The sequence below is a fragment of the Dactylosporangium sp. McL0621 genome (assembly GCF_049995355.1).
Taxonomy (GTDB): domain Bacteria; phylum Actinomycetota; class Actinomycetes; order Mycobacteriales; family Micromonosporaceae; genus Dactylosporangium.
Genome location: NZ_CP188259.1, coordinates 648,454 through 670,235, shown reverse-complemented (window position 1 = coordinate 670,235; position 21,782 = coordinate 648,454). Strand labels below are relative to the sequence as shown.

Here is a 21,782-nt window from a genome sequence, read left to right as displayed (position 1 = left end):
CCATGCCGGTACTGACGAGCAACCTCGGCCCGCGCGGGTCGGGTCACCCGGGCGATGCGCGCGCCGGCGCGTACCAGGAGAACAGGGCGGCCATGCTCGAGCGGCTGACCGAGCTGGAGTCGGCGCTGCGCCAGGCGCGCGGGGGCGGGGGCGACAAGTACGTCACGCGCCACCACGCCCGGGGCAAGCTGCTGCCGCGCGAGCGCATCGAGCTGCTGGTGGACCGCGACTCGCCGTTCCTGGAGATCTGCCCGGTCGCGGCCTGGGGCACCGACTACCCGGTCGGCGCCAGCGTGGTCGCCGGCATCGGCATCGTCGAGGGCGTGCCTTGCGTGATCGTGGCGAACGACCCGACGGTGCGCGGCGGCGCGGTGAACCCGTTCTCGCTGAAGAAGACCCAGCGGGCCGGGCAGATCGCGCGCGAGAACCGCCTGCCGCTGGTCAACCTGGTCGAGTCGGGCGGGGCCGACCTGCCGCAGCAGGCCGAGATCTTCATCCCGGGCGGCGCGGCGTTCCGCGACCTGACCCGCCTCTCGGCAGCGGCGATCCCGACGGTCGCGGTGGTCTTCGGCAACGCGACGGCCGGCGGCGCGTACATCCCCGGCATGTCCGACTACACGATCTTCGTGCGCGACCGGGCCAAGGTGTTCCTGGCCGGGCCGCCGCTGGTGAAGATGGCCACCGGCGAGACGGTCGACGACGAGACGCTGGGCGGCGCCATGATGCACGGCGTGCGCTCGGGCCTGGCCGACTTCGTCGCCGAGGACGAGCGCGACGCGCTGCGCCTGGCCCGCTCGTGCGTCCGGAACTTCGACAACACCGCGAAGACCCGCATGTTCGGGGTCGAGCCCAAGTACGACGCCGACGACCTGCTCGGCATCCCGAGCGCCGACCTGCGCGTGCCGTTCGACCCGCGGGAGATCCTGGCCCGGGTGCTCGACGGCAGCGAGTTCGACGAGTTCAAGCCGGCCTACGGCCCGGCCCTGTGCACCGGGTGGGGCGCGATCCACGGCCACCGCGTCGGCGTGCTGGCCAACGTGCGCGGCGTGTTGTTCTCGGCCGAGGCGCAGAAGGCGGCCCAGTTCATCCAGCTGGCGAACGCGAGCGGCACCCCGCTGGTCTTCCTGCAGAACACCACCGGCTACATGGTCGGCAGCGAGTACGAGCAGGGCGGCATCATCAAGCACGGCGCGCTGATGATCAACGCGGTGGCCAACTCGCGGGTGCCCCACCTGACCGTCAACATCGGGGCCTCCTACGGCGCCGGCAACTACGGCATGTGCGGCCGCGCCTTCGAGCCGCGGTTCCTGTTCACCTGGCCCAACGCCAAGTCCGCCGTCATGGGCCCGCAGCAGCTGGCCGGCGTGCTGTCGATCGTGGCCCGCCAGGCGGCCGAGGCCAAGGGACACGCCTACGACGAGGAGCAGGACCGCACCATGCGGTTCATGGTCGAGCACAAGGTCGAGCAGGAGTCGGCGGCGCTGTTCCTCTCCGGCCGCCTGTACGACGACGGCGTGATCGACCCACGCGACACCCGGACGGTGCTGGGCCTGTGCCTGGCGCTGGTCGGCACGGGCGACCGTGGGCAGTTCGGCGTATTCCGGCATTAGGGGAGCGAACAAGTGATCAGAAGGCTGCTGGTAGCCAACCGCGGCGAGATCGCCCGCCGGGTGTTCGCGACCTGCCGGGCCATGGGGCTCGAGACGGTCGCCGTCTACTCCGACGCGGACGCCGACTCGCCGCACGTGGCCGAGGCCGACTACGCGGTGCACCTGCCGGGCAGCTCGCCGGCCGCCACGTACCTGCGCGGGGATCTGCTCATCGCGGCGGCGCGCAAGTGCGGCGCGGACGCGGTACACCCGGGATATGGCTTCCTTTCGGAGAACGCCGAGTTCGCCCGCGCGGTGATCGACGCCGGCCTGACCTGGGTCGGCCCGTCGCCCAAGGCGATCGCGATGATGGGCTCGAAGCTGGAGGCGAAGGCGCTGCTGGCCGAGGCCGGGGTGCCGATGCTGCCCACCGCCGTCGAGCCCGAGGACGTCGACGCCTTCCCGGTGCTGGTCAAGGCGTCCGCGGGCGGCGGCGGGCGGGGCATGCGCATCGTGCGCGACCGTGAGTCGCTGGCCGAGGCCGTGGCCGCGGCCCGGCACGAGGCGGCCTCGGCGTTCGGCGACGGGACGGTGTTCTGCGAGCGGTACGTCGAGCGCGCCCGCCACGTCGAGGTCCAGATCATGGCCGACTCGCACGGCAACGTGGTCCCCCTCGGCGAGCGCGAGTGCTCGATCCAGCGGCGGCACCAGAAGATCGTCGAGGAGACCCCCTCGCTGGCCGTCGACCCGTCGCTGCGCGACAAGCTCTGCCAGGCGGCGATCACGGCCGCCCGCGCCGTGTCCTACGTCGGCGCCGGCACCGTGGAGTTCCTGCTCGCGCCGAACGGCGAGTTCTTCTTCCTGGAGATGAACACGCGGCTGCAGGTCGAGCACCCGGTCACCGAGTGCGTGGTCGGGGTCGACATGGTGCGGCTGCAGCTCGTCGTGGCCGAGGGCGGCCCGCTGCCCTTCAACGGCCCGCCGCCGCTGCGCGGGCACGCGATCGAGGTCCGGCTCTACGCCGAGGACCCCGCCTACGCCTGGATGCCCTCGACCGGCACGCTGCACCGCTTCGACGTGCCCGGGGTGACGCACTCGTTCGGCCCGCTGCCCGGCCCCGGCCTGCGGCTGGACTCCGGCGTCGCGGACGGCTCGGTCGTCGGCGTGCACTACGACCCGATGCTGGCCAAGCTCATCGCCTGGGCGCCGACCCGCGCCGAGGCGGCCCGGATGCTCGGCGGGGCCCTGGCCCGGGCGCGCATCCACGGCGTGACCACCAACCGCGACCTGCTCGTGCGGGTGCTGCGGCACTCGGCGTTCCTCTCCGGCGGTACCGACACCGGCTTTTTGGATCGTCACCCCGAGGTCTTCGCGCCCCTGCTGTCCTCGGTCGACGCGGTGCGCCTGTCCTGCCTGGCGGCCGCGCTCGCCGGCGCCGCGCGGCGGGCCAGGACCGCCCTCCTGCCGGGGCTGCCCTCGGGCTGGCGCAACGTGCCCAGCGCCCTGCAGACGGTGGTGTACGAGGGGCCGACCGGCACGATCGAGGTCGGCTACCGGCTCGACCGCGCCAACGACCTCGCGGCGTGGGCGGTGCGCCGCATCGACCCCGAGGACATCGGCCTGCCCGGCGCCGCGCTCGACCCCGCGGGCGCGCCCGACCACCCGCCGGCGGCGATCCTCTCCGCCACCGGCGAGCGGGTCGTGCTCGACGTCGGCGGCGTGCGGCTGCAGTTCGCGGTGCACGAGGTCGACGGGGTGTCCTTCGTGGACAGTTCCGAGGGCTCGGCGACCCTGACCGAGTGGCCGCGGTACCCGCTGCCCGTGGCCGACCAGCCGGAGGGCTCGCTCGTCGCGCCGCTGCCGGGCGCGGTCGGCCGGGTACTCGTGGTGCCCGGCCAGCGGGTCGCGGCGGGCGACCTGCTGCTGACGGTGGAGGCGATGAAGCTCGAGCACCCCGTGCACGCCCCCACCGACGGCGTCATCAGCGACCTGCGGGTCGCGGCCGGCTCGCAGGTCGAGTCCGGCGCACTGCTGGCGGTGCTCTCCCCCTCATAGTTCGTTTGGAGCCTTGCGTGGACTTCGACTACACCCCTCAACAGCAGGACCTGCGCGACGCGGTGGCCAAGCTCGGCAAGCGCTTCGGCCACGAGTACTTCGTGCGCAAGGCCAAGGCCGGCGAGCACTCCGACGAGCTGTGGCAGGAGGCGGCCAAGCTCGGCTACCTCGGCGTCAGCGTGCCCGAGCGCTACGACGGCGGGGGCGGCGGCATCACCGAGCTGGCGATCGTCTGCGAGGAGCTGGCCGCGGCCGGTGCGCCGCTGCTGCTGCTCGTCGTCTCCCCGGCCATCGCCGCGACGATCATCGCCAAGCACGGCACCGAGGCCCAGCGGCAGGACCTGCTGCCCGGCTTCGCCGCCGGCACGCTCAAGGTCTGCTTCGCCATCACCGAGCCCGACGCCGGCTCCAACTTCCACAAGCTGACCACCGTGGCCCGCCCGTTCGAGGGCGGCTACTCGCTGACCGGCCGCAAGGTGTACATCTCCGGCGTCGACGAGTCCGACAAGATCATGCTGGTGGCGCGCCTGGAGGACGAGCGCACCGGCAAGCTCAAGCCGGCCCTCTTCGTCGTGCCGGCCAACGCGCCCGGCCTGACCGCCACCAAGATCGACATGGAGATCGTCAGCCCGGAGAACCAGTTCCAGCTGTACCTCGACGACGTGCGCGTCCCCGCCGGGGCACTCGTGGGCGAGGCCCCCGAGGCCGGCCTCCCGGCGCTGTTCTCCGGCCTCAACCCCGAGCGCATCACGGTGGCCGCGATGGCGTGCGGCACCGCCCGCTACGCCCTCGAGCGCGCCTCCACCTACACGGCCACGCGCGCGGTCTGGGGCCGGCCGATCGGCAGCCACCAGGGCGTCGCGCACCCGCTGGCCCACGCGCACATCCAGGTCGAGCTGGCCCGGCTGATGGTCGCCAAGGCCGCCTCCCTGTACGACGCGGGCCGCGACCTGGAGGCGGGCGTCGCCGCGAACATGGCCAAGTACGCCGCCGCCGAGGCCGCCGCGCTCGCGGTCGACACGGCGATCCAGTCGCTGGGCGGCAACGGCATGACCACCGAGTACGGCGTCTCCACCCTGCTGGGCGCGGTCCGGGCGGGCCGGATCGCCCCCGTCTCGCGCGAGATGATCCTGAACTTCGTCTCGCAGCACCTGCTGGGCCAGGAGAAGTCGTACTGACGACACCACCGGGAGTGACGGCCCCATCCACGGCCGTCGCTCCGCGGCCCGGTCGGTGACGGGCGGCACGACCCCGGACGACGCGGCCAGGCGCGCCTACTGCACCGACCGCCTGACCCTCGCCCCGAGGCCCGTCTTCGCCATCGACGGGCACCCGCCGGCGTACCGCATCCCGCCGGCGGCGGAGGTCACGATCGTCCTGCGCTCGGCGGTGACGCTGAGCCCGGAGACCGACAACCGCTGCCAGCGCATGCACTTCGAGACGCGCTGGACGGTGGCCGGGCAGAACGCCTAGGGGCTGTGTCGAAGTGGGGGTCGGAGCGAGGCGAGGCTCAGGCGTCGGCTGGGGCCGCGCCGGGCGCGCCCCGATACCGAGGTTGTATCGAGGTGTGACCGCTACGGTTCCCGGCGGCGTCTGAGTCCGCCGCAGCCCGGCCATCCACTTCGACACAGCCCCTAACGGGACTTGTGCAGCTGCTCGCCCGTCAGGGCGTTGTCGCCGCGGCCGGCCAGGCACCGGAACGTGGTCGGGCCCGCCTTCTGCTCGGCCGCGCTCGGCAGCAGCACCTGGATCTCCCAGTTGGCCGCGCCGATGTTGACCGACACCAGCGTGCCGATGCTGCACACCGCGGTCACCTCCGGGGCCTTGCGGCTCGTGACCTTGCTGCCGGCCGCGAGGTCGCCGTAGGCGAAGACCTCCCACGTGTGCACGCCGTCGCACGAGGCCGGGGCGAGCTTGGCGTCGAAGCACTCCGGGGTGCTGGAGCAGTGGGCGCGGTCGCCGGCGACCGGGCCGCAGGTGGTGGTCGCCGGGGCGGCGAGGGCCGAGGACGACGGGGTCGGGCCGGGGTCGCCGTCGCCGAAGCCGTACGCGACGGCGACGCTCACCAGGGCCGCGACCGCCACCAGGCCCGCGGCCAGGCCGATCCACAGTCCCCGCCGGCTCCCGGACGGGGGCTTGACCGGCGCGACGAACGGGTCGGACGGGGGCGCCTCCGGCGAGTTCGCGGCCGCGGCGGCACCAGCCAGGCCTCCGGACGACGGGCCACCGGACGACGGGCCTCCGGACGCCCCGGCGGCGCCGGACGACGGGCCTCCCGACGACGGGGCGCCGGCCGCGGCGGGCTGGAGGGGGTCGGTCGGGGGCTCCTCGGGGCCGGCCTCGTGCGGGACGGTCTGCTCCGGGTCGCGCGGGATGCCACCCAGGAACGGGGAGTCGAGCAGGCGGTCCGCCGGCGGCGGGGGCGGCAGCGGCGGCGACGTGTACACGGGCTCGAGCGGCGGCGAGCCCAGCGGCGGCACGAGCACCGGCGGGGTCGGCCCGAACTGCAGGGCGATCAGGGCGTCGCGCAGCTGCAGGGCGGTCGGGCGCCGGGTGTCGTCGTTGGCCATGCCGGCGCGCAGGATCGCCATGAGCTCGGGCGGGCAGCCGGGCAGGTCGGGGATCTGGTCGTTGAACATGTCGACAAGCGAGAGCAGGCTCGGCATCTGGTCCTCGCGCCAGCGCGGCGGGCGGCCGCGCATCAGCGCGTAGAGGGTCGCGCAGAGCGCGTAGACGTCGGCCGCCGGGCCCGGCGCGGCGTGGCGGAACGTCTCCGGCGGGGCGTAGGCGGGCGTGAGCACGTCGAGGGTGATCGACACGTCGCGCCACTCGGCCAGGATGGCCAGGCCGAAGTCGGCCAGGGCGGGCTCGCCGAAGCGGCTGAAGAGGATGTTCGCGGGCTTGACGTCGCGGTGCAGCACGCCCAGCGAGTGCGCGTCAGCGAGCGCGTCGGCGATCTTGAAGCCGACCTCGCGGACCTCGGCCGGGGTCAGCGGGGCGGTGCGCATGCGCTCGGCGTAGGAGCCGTCGCAGAGCTCCATGATCAGGTAGGGGTGCCCGTCGCCGGTGATGCCCGCGTCGAAGAGGTCGACGACGTGCGGGTGGCTGGACATGCGCCCGGCCGCGCGGGCCTCGCGCATGAAGCGGCGCCGGTCGCGCTCGGTCTCCAGGGTCCGGTTCTCGACCTTGACGGCGACGTCGCGCCCGACCGACTCCTGCTGGGCGCGGTAGACGGTGGCGTACCCGCCACGGGCCAGCACCGAGAACCCGGTCAGTCCGGGCACCGAGGGGAGCGGAGCCGATGCGGTCACGCTAAGACGGTACGGCAGGGGTGGGACAGTTCTCCGTCACGCATCGGCCACAGCGGGCCGCCCGGACTCGGCGACCGCCGCAACGGAGTCGATCGCGTACGCTCGGTTGGCCTCGATCGCCTCCTGGAGTACCGCCGCCGCATAATCGCGACCGCGGACGTCCTCGCCGGGGGCGTTCTGGGCCTGCCGGGCCCAGTCCAGCGCCTCGGTGGTGCGCCCGGCCGCCAGCAGGGCGGCGGCGTAGGCGGCCACGGCCTGGCGGCGCGAGAAGATCACCGAGGGGCCGAGCCGCTCGGCGGCGACGCAGCCCAGCGTCTCCAGGGCCGTGGGCAGGTCGCCCTGGGCCAGCCGGGCCAGCCCGAACAGCACCCGCGGGCCGACCTTGGCCGCCTCGAGCACGTCGTGGGTCTCGACGACCTGGAGCACGGCCCGGGCGTCGGCCTCGGCGGCGACGGGGTCGCCCCGGTCGAGGCTCACGAAGCCGCGCATGGTGCGCGACATGCCCAGCAGCAGCGGGTGCCCGGTCTTCTCGCCCCACTCGGTGGCGTCGCTGAGCAGGTCGTAGGCGTGGGCCGGGGCCGACAGCTCGCGCGCGACCACGCCCCGCACGACCAGCGCCAGGCCGCGGCCCCAGTCGTCGCCGGCCGCGGCGAACTCGCGGTAGGCCCGCCGCGCCTCCCGGTCGGCCTCGGCCAGGTCGCCGCTCTCGGCCGCGGCGAACGCCTCGACCGCGCGCAGCGTGCCGACCGCCCAGGCGTCGCCGACCCGCTCGCCGAAGGGCAGGAACGCCTTGGCCAGCCGCCGCGCCTCGCCGAGCCGGCCGGCGAGCAGCCGCACGAACGCCGTGGTGCCCCGCAGCCAGGCCCGCCCGACCGGGTCGCCGAGCTCGGCGAAGCGGCGGGCGGCCCGCCCGAGCGCCGCGTCGGCGCCGGCGAAGTCGCCGCGGGTGGTGGTGACCCAGGCCAGGTGCTGCAGCGACCACGCCTGGGCGCGCCGGTCGCCGGCGGTGACCGCGATCTGGAACGACTCGGCGAAGCGGCCCCCGGCCTCGGCCAGGCGCCCCTCGAGGAAGTCGGCCATGCCGAGCCGGCGCATGGCGTCGCCGCGCTCGTACGTCAGGTGCGCCGCCGTCGCCGCGTCCAGCGCCTCGGAGAGCGTGGTGTAGCTGCGCCGGTGATCGCCCGTGGCCCGGTAGGCCCGCCCGGCCACGAGCAGCGCGCCCACCTGCACGGCCGCCTCGTCCCCGGCGTTCGCCGTGATCTTCTCGGCGAGCGCGAGCGCCTCGGCCGTGCGCCCGAGCTGCAGCAGCGCGCGGGCGTGCACGAGCCGGTCGGCCGCGGGCAGCACGCCGCCGCCGAGGACCGCGGCCCGGTCGGCGGCCTGCGCGGCCTGGGCCGGCTCGCCGGAGGCCAGCGCGGCCCGGGCGGCGCGGGCCAGCGCCTGCACGCCCAGCGGCGCGGCCGAGCGGGCCAGCGAGTCCGGCCGCAGCCCGACCACGTCGGCGAGCCGGCCGGCCCGCTCGGCGTGCTCGGCGATGAACGCGTCGGCCGAACCCAGGGTCATGTTGAGCCCGGCCACGTTGCCGGTGCCGCCGGCCGCGAGGAAGGTCGTGACGGCCGCGGACGCCCAGCGCGAGAGCGCGGCGTGCCGCTCGGCCAGGTCGGCCTTGCCGATGCCCGCGTACGCCGCCTCGCGCAGCAGCGGGGTGGCGAAGGCGAACCCGCCCCGCCCGCGGCGCAGCATGCGGCGCTGCAGCAGCTCCTCCACGGCCCGCTCCAGCTCGACCGCGGCCACGACCGCGGGCCGGGCCGGCTGGCCGGGCGGGTTGAAGCGCAGCGCCTCGAGCGCCCGGGCGGGCACGGTGTCGCCGATGACGGCGGCGTCGCGCAGCACGGCCCGGGTGTCGGAGGGCAGCGCGTCGATGCGTGCCGCGAGCACGGCGGCGAGGTCGCGGGAGAGCAGCCGGCCGCCGAGCGAGCCGGGCGCGAGCCGCCAGCCGGGCGGGTCGGTGCCGGCCACGGTGGTCAGCGCGCCCCGCTCCTGCAGCAGGGTCACGAGCTCGGCGAGGTAGAACGGGTTGCCCTGGGCGGTCGCGAGGAGCCGGTCCTCGTCGGCCGGGGCGACCCGTCCGCCGCCGAGGTAGGAGGTCAGCAGCCGGGCCGCGTCCGCGCCGCGCAGGGGCGGGATGGGTACGACCTCGGCATCGGCGATCCGGGTCAGCACGCCGGCCGAACGCACCAGCTCGGGCCGGCCGAGCAGCACGATGAGCACCGGGCCCTCGAGCCGCTCGATGGTGGCGCCGAGCGCGTCGAGCGTCTCGGGGGTGGCGTCGTGCAGGTCGTCGACGGTCACCACGAGCGGCGTCTCGGCGGCCAGCCCCGACAGCAGCTCGGCCACGGCGGCGGGCACGGCGTCGAGGTCCAGCTCGTCGGCCTTGCCGCCGGGCGCGACCCAGGCGGTGTCGGCGGTGGCGTCGCTGTACCCGATCAGGCTCAGCAGCAGGTCGCTGGCGAACCGCGGCGGCTCCGGACGCCCCCGCGCGGCCCGGGCCAGGCGCTGGGCGAGCCGGCGCAGCCGCTCCTCGACCGCCTCGCGGGTCAGCACGGCGTCGGGGGGCAGGCCGATCGCGGCGCGCACGAGGTCGGCCAGCGGGGCCAGGCGCCGACGCTCGCCGAACGCGGCGCAGTGCACGGACAGCACGCGGGCGCCGCCGCCCGGGGCGAAGCCGGCGCTCGGGGTGTACCCGGCGCCGCCCAGGTAGCCGGCCGCGAAGCGCTCGATCTCGCCGGCCAGCCGCGTCTTGCCCAGGCCCGCCTCGCCGGTGAAGACCAGCACGCGCGGCTCCTGCCGGTCGGCGATCTCGGCGAGCCGGCCCGACACCCGGCCGAGCTCCGGCTCGCGGCCCACGAACGGCGCCTCGTCGCCGAGGCCGGAGCGGGTGCCGGGCGCGTCGAGCAGGCCGAGCAGCTCGTAGGCGTCGACCGGCTCCCGCTTGCCCTTCAGCCGCAGCGGGCGCAGCGCCCGCCAGGAGGCCAGGCGGCGGGTGGACGACGACGTGCGGTCGCCCGCGTACACCGCGCCGATAGCGGCCGCGTCGGCGAGCCGGGCGGCGGTGTTGACGGTGTCGCCGATGACCGTGTACTCGATGCCGGCCTGCACGCCCGCCACGACCGGCCCGGTGTTGAGGCCGATGCGCAGGCCGAGCGGGGCGCCGCCGCCGCGCTCGTCGTCGAGCACCCGCCGCACCGCGCGCTGCATCGACAGCGCGGCGCGCACGGCCCGCTCGGCGTCGTCCTCGTGCGCGACCGGCGCGCCGAACACGGCCATGATCCCGTCGCCGGTGAGCTTGTCGACGTGCCCGCCGAAGGTCTTGACCGCGCCCGCGAGCGCGGCGAGCACCCGGTCGGTGACCGCGCCGACCCGCTCCGGGTCCAGGTCCTCCGACCAGGCGGTGAAGTCCGAGAGGTCACCGAAGAGGACGGTGACGATCCGCCGCTCGGCCGCCGGCAGGGTGGCGGCCGCGGGCAGCGCGGAACCACAGTGGTGGCAGAACCGCGCACCGGGAACGGCCACAGTCCCGCACACCGAACACGTCACGCCGTCACCTCCGCAAGCTCCGGTGCCGCCGCGACGTACCGGACTGAGTCTCCCGGTGAGCCGCCCCTCCACTTCGCTCCGGACCGCTCACGGTCGGTCCAAACCATCAAGACCCGGGTGTGATTCCCGTCGCAGGAAATCAAGCTGCGCGCGCACGCTCATCTCGGCCGCGGGCCAGAGCGAGCGTTCGACGTCTGCGTAGACCCGGGCCACGACCTCGACGGCCTCGGTCGCGCCGGCCGCCACCGCCGCCCGCACCTGCTCCAGCCGCGCCTCGCGGTGCTGCCGGTAGTACCGGGCCGCGACGCCGGTGTCGGTGAGCGCCGGCCCGTGCCCGGGCAGCGCGGGGCGCCCGTCGAGCGCGGCCAGCCGGTCGAGGCTGCCGAGGTAGTCGCCGAGGTCGCCGTCGGGCCAGGCCACGACCGTGGTCCCGCGCCCGAGGACGGTGTCGCCGGTCAGCACGATCTCCTCGCCGCGGTACCGCACGAGGAAGCAGACGGAGTCCTTGGTGTGCCCGGGCGTGGCGAGCGGCTCGACCGTGAGGCCGTCCGCGTCGAGGCGGTCGAGCACCGGCGGGTGGTACACCCGCGCCCCGGTGAGCGTGGCCAGCCGCTCGACGCCCTCCGTGTGGTCGATGTGGCCGTGCGTGAGCACGATCGCGGCGACGGGGGCGTGCCCGGCGACCGCCCGCAGGTGCCCCTCGTCGAGGGGGCCCGGGTCGACGACGACGCTGCCGCCGCCGGGGGCGCGCAGCAGCCACGTGTTGGTGCCGTCCAGCGTCATCGGCCCGGGGTTGGGTGCGCGGACGAGCGTCACCCAGTCGGGCAACGCGGCGAGCACCTCGGCGGCGGGGATGGTGACGTGGCTTACCACGAACTGATCCTACGGCGGGGCTCTTCGCCCCACACGTCACCCGACCGGCCAGTGGACCGGCCCCTGGCTGGTCGCCCCGAGGCCGGTCCACAGCAGCCGTCAGGCGACCTCGACGATGGCCTCGACCTCGACCGGGGCGTTCAGCGGCAGCGCGGCGACCCCCACGGCGCTGCGCGCGTGCTTGCCGGCGTCGCCGAACACCTCGCCGAAGAGCTCGGAGGCGCCGTTGACCACGCCGGGCTGGCCGGTGAAGCCCGGCGCCGACGCAACGAAGCCGACGATCTTCACGACCCGCACGACGCTGTCGAGGCCGACGAGGGCCTCCACGGCGGCGAGCACGTTGATGCCACAGTTGCGCGCGAGGTCCTTGGCCTGTTCAGGGGTGACCTCCGCGCCGACGAGCCCGGTGGCGGGCAGCGCGCCGCCGACCATGGGCAGCTGGCCCGACACGTAGACGTGGTTGCCCGTGCGCACGGCGGGAACGTAGGCGGCCACCGGCGGTACCACCGGGGGAACGGTGATGCCGAGCTCGGCCAGGCGGGCGTGGACGTCACCCATGTCAGCCGGCCTTCGGGCGCTTGAAGTACGCGACCAGGTTCTCCGGGTTGGGGCCGGGCACGATGGCCACCAGCTCCCAGCCCTCCTCGCCGAAGTTGTCGAGGATCATCTTCGTGTTGTGGACCAGCAGCGGCGCGGTCAGGTACTCCCATTTCTGCATGTGGGGACAGTAACGCCGGGCCGTCCGGGTTTGTCGGGCACAGCCTGATATCGGGACCCCCCATCGGTGGCCGCGTGACGCTACTGTGAGGGCCGCCGTCGCGTGTGTCGCACAAAGGTGGGAGAAATGACGCAACCGCCCCCATACCCGGGTCAGCCCGAGTATCCGGGTCAACCCGGACAACCCGGTCAGCCGGGCTGGCCGCCGCCCCCGCCGGTGCAGGATCCGTTCGCCGTGCCGCCGCAGCCCGAGCAGTACACGGTGCAGCCGCCGCAGCCGGACCCGTACGCGCCGCAGCCGGACCCCTACGGTGCGCCGCCCACCTCGGCGCCGCCGATGTCCGGGCAGCCGTACGCCCAGCCCTACGGCCAGCCGACCGGGCAGATGCCCGCCACCGGCGCGTTCGGGCAGCCCACGGGGCAGTTCCCGCCGCCCACCGGCCAGTTCCCGACGGGACCCATGGGCGCGCCGACCAGCGGGATCCCGCAGCCGGGCATGGCGCCGCCGTTCTCCGGCCCGCCGGCGCCGGGCTACCCGGTCTACCCGCAGCAGGCCCCGGTCAAGAAGAAGCGCGGCCTGATGATCACGTTGATCATCCTGGGCGTCGTGATCGTGCTCTGCGGCGGTGGCGGCGCCGCGGCCTACTTCGTGGTGCAGAACAACCAGGGCACGGGCGCGCCGACGGCGGTCGAGGCGGTCAACAGCTTCCTCACCGCGGTGTACAAGAACAAGAACAGCGAGGAGGCGCTCAAGTACGTCTGCTCCTCGTCGCGCAACAAGGAGAAGCTGAACGCGCGGATCGACGACATCCGCAAGTACGACGCGAGCCTCAGCAGCCCGACGTACACCTGGCCGACCCCGACCGTCGAGAAGCAGACCGGCGACGAGGCCACGCTGGCCACCACGGTGAAGGTGACGACCAGCGACGAGAAGGTCGCGGAGACGAAGTACCACTACATCGCCTCCAAGGGCAAGGGCTGGTTCGTGTGCGAGATCACCGCCGGGTGACGGATGGCCTCGACCAGGTAGCGTCGAGGGCGTGACGGCGCGCGAGACTTCGGACGGGCGGGGCGGCTACGGCTGGCCCGCCCGTCTGCATGTGGTCACCGGCAAGGGCGGCACGGGCAAGACGACCGTGGCCGCCGCCCTCGCGCTGGCACTGGCGCGCGACGGGAAACGGACCCTCCTGATCGAGGTCGAGGCGCGGCAGGGCATCGCCCAGCTCTTCGACCGCGACCCGCTGCCCTACCAGGAGCTGCGCATCGCCTCGGCCCGCGGCGGCGGGGAGATGCGGGCGCTGGCGGTGGACGTCGAAGAGGCGCTGCTGGAGTACCTGGAGATGTTCTACCGCCTCGGCGTGGCGGGCCGGGCCCTGCGCAAGGTCGGCGCGGTCGACTTCGCCACCACGGTCGCCCCGGGCCTGCGCGACGTGCTGCTGACCGGCAAGATCAAGGAGGCGGTCACGCGGACCGTCGACGGCCGCCGGGTCTACGACGCCGTCGTGCTCGACGCGCCGCCGACCGGCCGGGTGGGCCGCTTCCTCAACGTGACGGCCGAGACGGCACGGCTGGCCAAGGTCGGCCCGATCAAGACCCAGAGCGAGGGTGTGGCGGCCATCCTGCGCTCGCCGATGACCGCCGTGCACGTGGTCACCCTCCTGGAGGAGATGCCGGTCCAGGAGACCTCGGACGCGATCGAGGAGCTGACCCGCCTGGGCATCCCGATCGGCACCGTGATCGTCAACGCCACCCGCCCGCCGGTGCTGGACGGGGTGAAGGTCACGCAGGCCGACCTGCGCCGCGGGCTGACCGCGGCCGGGTTGCCGGTCGACAAGGAGCTGCTGGGCGGGCTGGCCGGCGAGGCGCGCGCCTACCAGACCAAGGTCGCCGCCGAGTCCTCCCTGCGCGCGGAGCTGCAGAGCCTCGGCCGGCCGGTGGTCGAGCTGCCGGTCGTCCCCGAGGGTGTGACGGCGGCGACCCTCGAGTCGCTCGGTGATCTGCTCCTCACGACTGCTTGAGGATGCCCGCAGCGGATACGCTCGCAGGGTGCCTCCCACTGCCGAGACGCGGTCACCCGGCCTCGATCTTGATGCGATCCTCGCCGACCGCGCGATCCGGATCGTGGTCTGCTGCGGCTCGGGCGGCGTCGGCAAGACGACGACGGCCGCCGCGCTCGCGCTGCGTGCGGCCGAGGAGCACGGCCGGCGCACGGTCGTCCTGACCATCGACCCGGCCCGGCGGCTGGCCCAGGCCCTCGGCCTCACCGAGCTGGACAACACGCCCCGCCAGGTCAAGGGCCTCCAGCCGGACTCGGCCGAGCTGCAGGCCATGATGCTGGACATGAAGCGGACCTTCGACGAGGTCGTGCTCACGCACACCGACCCGAAGAAGGCCGAGGAGATCTTCGCCAACCCCTTCTACCAGGCCATGAGCTCGACGTTCTCGGGCACGCAGGAGTACATGGCGATGGAGAAGCTGGGCCAGCTGCGGGCGCGCGAGGAGTGGGACCTCATCGTGGTCGACACCCCGCCGTCGCGCTCGGCGCTGGACTTCCTCGACGCGCCGGCCCGGCTGTCGCGGTTCCTCGACGGCCGGATGCTGCGCCTGCTGCTCGCCCCGGCGCGGGCCGGCGGCCGCAGCGTGTTCAACCTGGTCTCGGCCTCGTTCGGGCTGTTCAGCCGGACCGTGACCAAGATCCTGGGCGCCCAGCTGCTGACCGACCTGTCGGGCTTCGTCGGCGCGCTGGACTCGATGTTCGGCGGCTTCCGCGAGCGCGCCGAGCAGACGTACCGCGTGCTGCAGGCCCCCGAGACGGCGTTCCTGGTCGTCGCGTCGCCCGAGCCCGACGCGGTGCGCGAGGCGGTCTACTTCGCCGGGCGGCTCGCGGCCGACCGCATGCCGCTGGCGGGCCTGGTGCTCAACCGGGTGGTGCCGGTCGCGGCGCCGGCGCTCGCGGCGGACGACGCCCGGGCGGCCGCGGAGCGTCTCGACGAGCTCGGCGACCACCGGGCGACGGCGGAAGTGCTGCGGGTGCACGCGGACCTGGCCGACCAGCACGATCGGCAGGCGGCGGTCTCCGGCCGGTTCCTGCGCGCCCACCCCGGCGTGCCGGTCGTCCGCATTCCGGCCCAGCCCGCCGACGTCCATGACCTCGACGGGCTGCGCGCGATCGGAGCGACTCTCGCATAGCGGCTGCGATCAGCCGGTCGGCACCAGCTCCTTGGTGTCCTTGCTGACGCCGTTGCGGTCCATGGCCGCTTCGAACATCTTGCGCCAGCTGGGCACCTGCGGATGACGGCGCAGCAACGCGCGGCGCTCGCGCTCGGTCATTCCGCCCCACACCCCGAACTCGATCCGGTTGTCGAGGGCGTCCGCCAGGCATTCGTACCGCACGGGGCAGCTCCGGCAGATCCGCTTCGCCACGTTCTGCTCGGCACCCTGGACGAACAAGGCGTCCGGGTCGCCATTGCGACACGCGGCGATGCTGGGCCAGTCGACGACCATGCTCATATTTCCTCTTCCCCCCTTGGACTCCCCCCGGGTCCATCCGCCGGTCTTGCCCCGGCGAAAAGCGCCCAAACCACGTCCCCCCATGGCATTCGGGTGCAGTTCGCCGGATTGCCCGGCCGCGACAGCGGGATCCCCGGCCATGGGAACCCCGAGAGGAGCTTTCCGGAACATCATGCTCTGTAGTCGTCCAGTTACGCAACGTTATTGCACCAGGTTAACCGGCCTTTCGCGATCCACCAAAAGGCCGGTTCGTGCTACCGCTGTGCCACTAGCGGGTGCGATTTGCCCAAAATGCCGACGGCCCCCGTGCGGCGTGCCGCAGAATCGGAACTGGGTCAACCTCACACTCGGTGTGACGCGTCTAGGACAACGAGGGCGCCTCCATCTGGACGCGGCCTCCTGACGTCGTCCCGTAGTCTGAGGCGGTGACCTGGATGCGCAAACGCGAGCACGGCCTGCTGCCCAACGCGGCTTCTCTGCTGCTGTGTGGGCTCTTGGCCGGACTTGTGGTGGCCGCGGCCGCATTCCCGGCGGTTGCGATGTCCGGTCTGGCCGCGAAGGCCGGATCCGACACGTTCGAGAACCTGCCGACCGACATCGACGTGCTGCCCTCGCCGCAGATCTCCTACGTCTACGCCTCCGACGGCAAGACGCTGCTGGCGATGATGTACGACGAGAACCGCCGCGACGTGAAGATCGACGACGTCGCCCCGGTCATGCAGCAGGCGATGGTCGCGGCCGAGGACAACCGGTTCTACGAGCACCGCGGGGTCGACGTGAAGGGTGTGGCCCGCGCGTTCGTGGCCAACCAGAACGCCGGCGGGCAGACCGAGCAGGGCGCCTCGACGCTCACGATGCAGTACGTGCGCCAGGCCATCGCCTACTCCGCGCGCACGCCGCAGGAGGTCGTGGACGCCACCGACAAGACGCCCACGCGCAAGCTGCGCGAGATGAAGTACGCGATCGACCTCGAGAAGAAGCTCTCCAAGAAGGAGATCCTCGAGCGGTACCTCAACATCGCGCCCTTCGGCCACGGCGCCTACGGCGTCTTCGCGGCCGCGCACGTCTACTTCGAGAAGGACCCCAAGGACCTCACGCTCCCCGAGGCCGCGCTCATCGCCGGCCTCGTCAAGGCGCCCGGCACGAACGACCCGGCCACGGCCGAGGGCCTGCCGCGGGCGCTGGAGCGGCAGAAGTACGTGCTGAACCAGATGGTCTCGATGGGCTACATCGACAAGACCGCGGCCGACGCCGCCAGCGGCGTGAAGCTCACCATCGTCGGCAAGCGGACCCCCGAGGGCTGCGAGTCGATCCAGCGCCCGGAGCTCGGTGCCGGCTTCTTCTGCGACTACATGCGCCGCTGGTGGACCGACCAGAAGGTGTTCGGCGAGGACCAGTACCAGCGCGCCAACCGGCTGCGGGCCGGCGGCTACACGGTCATCTCCTCGCTCGACATCCAGACGCAGACGGCGGCGTTCAGGTACGCCCAGGACCAGCCCCTCGTCTCCAAGGACCAGAAGGTCACCCTGGGCCAGTCCAACGCGATGATGCTCGCGGCGATCCAGCCCGGCACCGGCCGCGTGACCGCCCTGGCCACCAACCGCAACTTCAGCAACGACCAGACCCAGAACGGCAAGAACACCAACCCGGACAAGAAGAACCAGAAGGGCAACTGGCCCAACACCACGGTGCCGATCATCACCGGTGACACGGACATCCCCGGCTACCAGGCCGGCTCCGCGTTCAAGATCTTCACCGCGGTCGCGGCCCTCGAGTCCGGGCTGCCGCTGGCCACGACGATCCAGACGGAGAAGCAGTTCGTCTCCGACTTCATCATCAGCTCCGGCAGCCCCGCCGCCTGCAACGGCAACCACTACTGCCCGAAGAACTCCGGCGGCCAGTCCGGCCCGTACAACATGTGGACCGGCTTCGGCAGCTCCATCAACACGTTCTTCGTGCCGCTGGAGCAGCAGGTCGGCGTCGACCACGTGGTCGACGTGGCCAAGCGCATGGGCATCCAGTTCAACGCCCCCGAGGACGCCAAGCTCGCGGCCAACCCGAAGGGCTGGGGCGCGTTCACCCTGGGCGTCTCGGCGACGACCCCGCTGCAGCTGGCCAACGCCTACGGCACGCTCGCCGCGGACGGCGTGTACTGCGAGCCGACCCCGATCCTCGAGGTCAAGGACAACAACGGCAAGAAGGTCGACGGACTCGACCCCAAGTGCAAGCAGGCCATCGACCCCGAGGTCGCCCGCGCTGCGGTCGACATGGCCCGCTGCCCGGTCGGCGACCAGTCGGCGTCGGGCAAGTGCGCCGGCGCCACCGCCGGGTACGCCCGGGACTTCGTGAAGCGGCCGATCGCCGGCAAGACGGGCACGACGGACTCCGAGAAGAGCGCCACGTTCACCGTCATGACCAAGCAGCTCGCGGTGTCGGGCTTCCTGACCGACCCGGACTGGCCCGAGACCAACAAGGACATGAAGCACCCGCCGGTCAACTACGCCGCGCTGGGGGTGCTCCGCGACGGCCTGGCCGGCCAGCCGGTCGTGCAGTTCACCCCGCCGACGAAGGACCGCTCGCAGGGCAAGCTGGTCGACATCCCGTCGGTCAAGTGCCTCTCGGTCGACCAGGCCCGGGCCAAGATCAAGAACGCGGGCTTCTCGGTCTCGGTCGCGTCCGGCCAGGTCGCCTCGCAGTGCCCGCCGGGCACGGTGGACCGCACCAACCCGGCCGGCTCCACGGCCAAGGGCAGCTCGGTCCAGCTGGTCGTCAGCAAGGGCCCGGGCGCGCCGGCCGCGCCCTACGCCGGCAACAACAACGGTGACAACAACGGCGGCGGGAACGACGCGGTGCCCAACGGCGACGTTCCGAACGACAACGGCAACTGCCCGATCCCGTGGGTGTGCTGATCACCTGAAGGCATGAAAAACGGCGGGCACCCTCGAGGGGCGCCCGCCGTTTTCGCTGTCGGGTTTGCGTCAGCCCGCGGTCAGCTGCGCCTTGACGAGCGCGGCGACCCGGCCGCCCTCGGCGCGCCCGGCGACCGCGGCCTGCGCGGCCTTCATCGCCGGCCCCATCTGCTGGGGTCCGCTGAACCCGCCGGCGGCGAGGGCGTCGCGCACGATGCCGGCGAGCTCGTCCTCGGAGAGCTGCTTGGGCAGGTACCCCGCGATGACCTCCTCCTCGGCGCGCTCCTTCGCCGCCTGGGCCTCGCGGCCCGCGCCGGCGAACGCGTCGGCGGCCTCGCGCCGCTTCTTGGCCTCCTTGGTGAGCACCGAGAGGATCTCGTCGTCGGAGAGCTCACGGGCGGACTTGCCGGCGACCTCCGCGTTTCGCACCGCGGCGATCGCCATCCGCAGGGTCGACGTCACCAGCTCGTCACGAGCCTTCATGGCGTCGCGCAGGTCGGATTCCAGGCGTGCCTTCAACATGAGAAAAGTCTATCGGTCGGATCATGCTCATATTCCGTTGCAAAAGCGCCGGTAGGCTGAGCGGATGCGCTCGAAGACCGTTCTGCGACTCGCGGCCGGCACCGTCGCCGCCGGCGCCGCCACCTTTGCCTACGCCTCGCTCGTCGAGCGGAACATGTTCACCCTGCGCCGCTTCGACGTGCCGGTGCTCGCCCCCGACGCCGAGCCGCTGCGGGTGCTGCACATCAGCGACCTGCACATGATGCCGGGCCAGCACCGCAAGCAGCGCTGGGTGGCCGAGCTGGCCGGCACCGACCCCGACCTGGTCATCGTGACCGGCGACAACATGGCCCACGTCGACGCCGTCCCCGCCGTCGTCCGCGCGCTCACGCCGCTGCTGGACCGGCCCGGCGCGTTCGTCTTCGGCTCCAACGACTACCACGGCCCGGTGTTCAAGAACCCGCTCGGGTATTTCAACAAGCACAAGCCGTACGTGCAGGGTGCCGCGCTGCCCGCCGAGGAGCTGCGCGACGTGCTGGCCGGCTCCGGCTGGGCCGACCTGAACAACGCCCGCACCACGATCAAGGCGGGCGGCCGCACCGTCGAGCTCGTCGGCGTCGACGACCCGCACGTCGGCCGCGACGACTACGACGCCGTCGCCGGCCCGGCCGCGGCCGACGTCGACCTGCGCATCGGGCTGACCCACTCCCCCGAGCCGCGCATCCTCGACCGCATGGCCGACGACGGCTTCGACCTGCTGCTGGCCGGGCACACCCACGGCGGGCAGGTCGCCGTCCCGTTCTACGGCGCCCTGATCACCAACTGCGGCCTCGACCGGAGCATGGCCAAGGGCCTGCACCGCTGGCCCTTCTCGGAGGCGTACCTGCACGTCTCGGCCGGCCTGGGCACCCACCCGACCGCGCCGATCCGCTTCGCCTGCCCCCCGGAGGCAACGATCCTGACCCTCATCCCGCGATGACCGCCCAGGCCGAGTCGCTCCCGGCCCCGGTCGGGGCGATCCGCAAATGGCCGCGGCGGGCCGCCTACGCAGGCATCGCCGGGGCCGCCGGGCTCGCCGTGCTCCTGCCCACGGGCACCGCCGGGGCGGGCTGGTTCCTGGCCGGGCAGGTCCTCAACGTGAACGGCCAGCGGGTGTACCCCGTGCGCGTACGCGCCTACGCGGGCAACCGGATGACGCTGACCCGCACCCCCGACACGGCGCGCAACATCCCGCTGTCGTTCGTCTGGGCCACGGGCCACGCCATCCTCGGCGACGTCATCTCCGTCGACCGCGCCACCGTGACCCGCGAGGTGGCCGAGGTCACGCGGGGTGCGCTGACGACGGGCGTGCGCGGGTACACCTCGGGCTATGTCTTCGAGGGCGACCCGTCGAGCGCCCGCGGCCTGCCGTTCGACGAGGTGGTCGTCCCGGGCGAGCTCGGACCGCTCCCGGCGTGGCTCGTCCCGCCCACCGGCCCGGCCGACGACACCTGGATCATCGCTGTGCACGGCCGCGGCGCCCCGCGCGGCGAGGCCCTGCGCGCCCTGCCCACCCTCGCCGCCTCCGGCCACCGCACGCTCGTCGTCTCGTACCGCAACGACCCGGACGCCCCGCCGTCCTACGACCACCGCTTCCACCTCGGCTACACCGAGTGGCGCGACGTGAAGTCCGCGATCGACTACGCCCGCGCGGCCGGCGCCCGCGACGTGATCCTCATGGGCTGGTCGATGGGCGGCGCCGCGATCCTCAACCTGCTGCGCGAGTGGGATCACGACGGCTTCCTGCGCGCCCTGGTCCTGGACTGCCCGGTCGTCGACTGGAAGGAGACGCTGCGCATGAACGCCCGCCAGCTCAACGTCCCGCCGGTCTGGACCTGGACGGCGCTCAAGCTCATCCAGCACCGCCTGGGCGTCGCCGGCGCCGACCTCGACTACCGCCCGCTGGCGGCCCGCCTGGACGTGCCCACCCTGCTCTACGTGGACCACGACGACCGCACCGTGGCGCCGGCCCCGACCGTGGACTTCGCCCACGCCGCGGCCGAGCACGTGACCCTGGTCGAGACCCGTGAGGCGGGTCACTGCCGGGGCTGGAACCTGGATCCCTCCGTGTACGAGCAACACCTCGCGTCGTTCCTGAAGTCGATATAAGCCCAGCTCAGCCCGGCCCCGACCGACACGGGGGATACCGAGTTGGGGATGCGACGGGCGTGGGCTACGATTACTCGGCACGCTCGGGGTATAGCGCAGCTTGGTAGCGCGCTTCGTTCGGGACGAAGAGGCCGTCGGTTCAAATCCGGCTACCCCGACTTCGTGAAACACCAGGCCAGGGTCGGTTTCCTCATCGCGAGGGATCGGCCCTGAGTCGTCTCCCAGCCCCTCGCGGGAGAAAGCTCCTAGGTCACGGAAGACATCCCGTTGTGCGTGGGCAGGCACTGCAGCAGCGAAGAGCCGATCAGGAAGAGGCGCGCCGCGCAGCCAGCGCATCGGTCTCGAGGCGGATCGCGAACGGGGCGTCCGACGTCAGCGTCTCCCCCGGGCCGGCTACCAGGTGCTCGACGTAGTGCTCGCCCTCCAGGCGCAGCAGACGCAGCGTCACGGAGGACGGCGCCTCCGGCTCGATCAGCATGTACCAGTCAATCCGTGCGGCGGCATACAACTGAGTCTTCACCAACCGGTCCGTCGCCGCGTTGCTGGGTGAAACGATCTCGCCGACCAGGGAG

At 73.2% G+C, this 21,782-nt stretch carries 18 protein-coding genes and 1 tRNA gene; 11 read left to right on the top strand and 8 right to left on the bottom strand.

Translation table 11 applies throughout. The features are described from left to right. The first annotated feature begins 2 nt into the window (after positions 1-2). The 4 genes from ACPPVO_RS03060 to ACPPVO_RS03045 are packed head-to-tail and all read left to right on the top strand — an operon-like array spanning position 3 to position 5,117. The gene (locus ACPPVO_RS03060; RefSeq protein ID WP_426509792.1) at positions 3-1,610 is read left to right on the top strand and encodes an acyl-CoA carboxylase subunit beta; all 1,608 of its coding nucleotides are present in this window, start codon (positions 3-5) and stop codon (positions 1,608-1,610) included. 12 nt (positions 1,611-1,622) lie between these two features. Further along, positions 1,623-3,644: a biotin carboxylase N-terminal domain-containing protein gene (locus ACPPVO_RS03055; protein WP_426509791.1), complete on the top strand. Its 2,022-nt coding sequence runs from the start codon at positions 1,623-1,625 to the stop codon at positions 3,642-3,644. A gap of 17 nt (positions 3,645-3,661) precedes the next feature. Then, complete coding sequence (locus tag ACPPVO_RS03050; protein WP_426509790.1) at positions 3,662-4,822, top strand: acyl-CoA dehydrogenase family protein; 1,161 nt, start codon at positions 3,662-3,664, stop codon at positions 4,820-4,822. A gap of 55 nt (positions 4,823-4,877) precedes the next feature. Further along, the gene (locus ACPPVO_RS03045; protein ID WP_426509789.1) at positions 4,878-5,117 is read left to right on the top strand and encodes a hypothetical protein; all 240 of its coding nucleotides are present in this window, start codon (positions 4,878-4,880) and stop codon (positions 5,115-5,117) included. A gap of 161 nt (positions 5,118-5,278) precedes the next feature. On the opposite strand, the gene ACPPVO_RS03040 is transcribed toward ACPPVO_RS03045, so the two are convergent. The 5 genes from ACPPVO_RS03040 to ACPPVO_RS03020 all read right to left on the bottom strand — a co-directional run bounded on the left by ACPPVO_RS03040 (position 5,279) and on the right by ACPPVO_RS03020 (position 12,143). Next, the gene (locus tag ACPPVO_RS03040) at positions 5,279-6,955 is read right to left on the bottom strand and encodes a serine/threonine-protein kinase (RefSeq protein WP_426509788.1); all 1,677 of its coding nucleotides are present in this window, start codon (positions 6,953-6,955) and stop codon (positions 5,279-5,281) included. A gap of 36 nt (positions 6,956-6,991) precedes the next feature. After that, complete coding sequence (locus tag ACPPVO_RS03035) at positions 6,992-10,552, bottom strand: adenylate/guanylate cyclase domain-containing protein (RefSeq protein ID WP_426509787.1); 3,561 nt, start codon at positions 10,550-10,552, stop codon at positions 6,992-6,994. An 87-nt stretch (positions 10,553-10,639) separates the two neighbouring features. After that, the gene (locus ACPPVO_RS03030) at positions 10,640-11,425 is read right to left on the bottom strand and encodes an MBL fold metallo-hydrolase (protein ID WP_426509786.1); all 786 of its coding nucleotides are present in this window, start codon (positions 11,423-11,425) and stop codon (positions 10,640-10,642) included. A gap of 99 nt (positions 11,426-11,524) precedes the next feature. Next, complete coding sequence (locus tag ACPPVO_RS03025) at positions 11,525-11,983, bottom strand: RidA family protein (protein WP_426509785.1); 459 nt, start codon at positions 11,981-11,983, stop codon at positions 11,525-11,527. 1 nt (position 11,984) lies between these two features. Then, entirely contained in the window at positions 11,985-12,143 is a 159-nt protein-coding gene (locus ACPPVO_RS03020) for a hypothetical protein (RefSeq protein ID WP_190251269.1), read from the bottom strand. 126 nt (positions 12,144-12,269) lie between these two features. Between ACPPVO_RS03020 and ACPPVO_RS03015 the strand changes: the two genes are divergently transcribed. From ACPPVO_RS03015 to ACPPVO_RS03005, 3 genes are read left to right on the top strand one after another with little or no spacing between them, the layout of a single operon-like run. After that, positions 12,270-13,151, top strand: a complete 882-nt coding sequence (locus ACPPVO_RS03015) for a hypothetical protein (protein WP_426509784.1) — start codon at positions 12,270-12,272, stop codon at positions 13,149-13,151. A gap of 31 nt (positions 13,152-13,182) precedes the next feature. Further along, entirely contained in the window at positions 13,183-14,160 is a 978-nt protein-coding gene (locus ACPPVO_RS03010) for an ArsA-related P-loop ATPase (RefSeq protein ID WP_426509783.1), read from the top strand. Between the two features lie 28 nt (positions 14,161-14,188). Continuing rightward, entirely contained in the window at positions 14,189-15,331 is a 1,143-nt protein-coding gene (locus ACPPVO_RS03005; protein ID WP_426509782.1) for an ArsA family ATPase, read from the top strand. A 9-nt stretch (positions 15,332-15,340) separates the two neighbouring features. On the opposite strand, the gene ACPPVO_RS03000 is transcribed toward ACPPVO_RS03005, so the two are convergent. Continuing rightward, positions 15,341-15,652 (bottom strand): WhiB family transcriptional regulator, encoded by a 312-nt coding sequence (locus ACPPVO_RS03000; RefSeq protein WP_426509781.1) that lies wholly within the window; start codon positions 15,650-15,652, stop codon positions 15,341-15,343. Between the two features lie 434 nt (positions 15,653-16,086). Between ACPPVO_RS03000 and ACPPVO_RS02995 the strand changes: the two genes are divergently transcribed. Further along, a complete protein-coding gene (locus tag ACPPVO_RS02995) occupies positions 16,087-18,561 on the top strand; it encodes a transglycosylase domain-containing protein (protein WP_426509780.1) in 2,475 nt (824 codons plus the stop codon). A gap of 69 nt (positions 18,562-18,630) precedes the next feature. On the opposite strand, the gene ACPPVO_RS02990 is transcribed toward ACPPVO_RS02995, so the two are convergent. Continuing rightward, the gene (locus ACPPVO_RS02990; protein WP_426509779.1) at positions 18,631-19,083 is read right to left on the bottom strand and encodes a GatB/YqeY domain-containing protein; all 453 of its coding nucleotides are present in this window, start codon (positions 19,081-19,083) and stop codon (positions 18,631-18,633) included. Between the two features lie 64 nt (positions 19,084-19,147). On the opposite strand from ACPPVO_RS02990, the gene ACPPVO_RS02985 reads away from it, so the two are divergent. The 3 genes from ACPPVO_RS02985 (at position 19,148) to ACPPVO_RS02975 (ending at position 21,368) form a co-directional block, all read left to right on the top strand. After that, positions 19,148-20,041, top strand: coding sequence for a metallophosphoesterase (locus ACPPVO_RS02985; RefSeq protein ID WP_426509778.1), 894 nt, complete (start codon positions 19,148-19,150; stop codon positions 20,039-20,041). Next, positions 20,038-21,210, top strand: a complete 1,173-nt coding sequence (locus tag ACPPVO_RS02980) for an alpha/beta hydrolase family protein (RefSeq protein WP_426509777.1) — start codon at positions 20,038-20,040, stop codon at positions 21,208-21,210. Before ACPPVO_RS02985 ends, ACPPVO_RS02980 begins: the two co-directional genes overlap by 4 nt. 84 nt (positions 21,211-21,294) lie before the next feature. Next, positions 21,295-21,368 (top strand) — tRNA-Pro (locus tag ACPPVO_RS02975). Between the two features lie 146 nt (positions 21,369-21,514). On the opposite strand, the gene ACPPVO_RS02970 is transcribed toward ACPPVO_RS02975, so the two are convergent. After that, positions 21,515-21,766, bottom strand: a complete 252-nt coding sequence (locus ACPPVO_RS02970; protein WP_426514507.1) for a Uma2 family endonuclease — start codon at positions 21,764-21,766, stop codon at positions 21,515-21,517. Positions 21,767-21,782 lie beyond the last annotated feature (16 nt).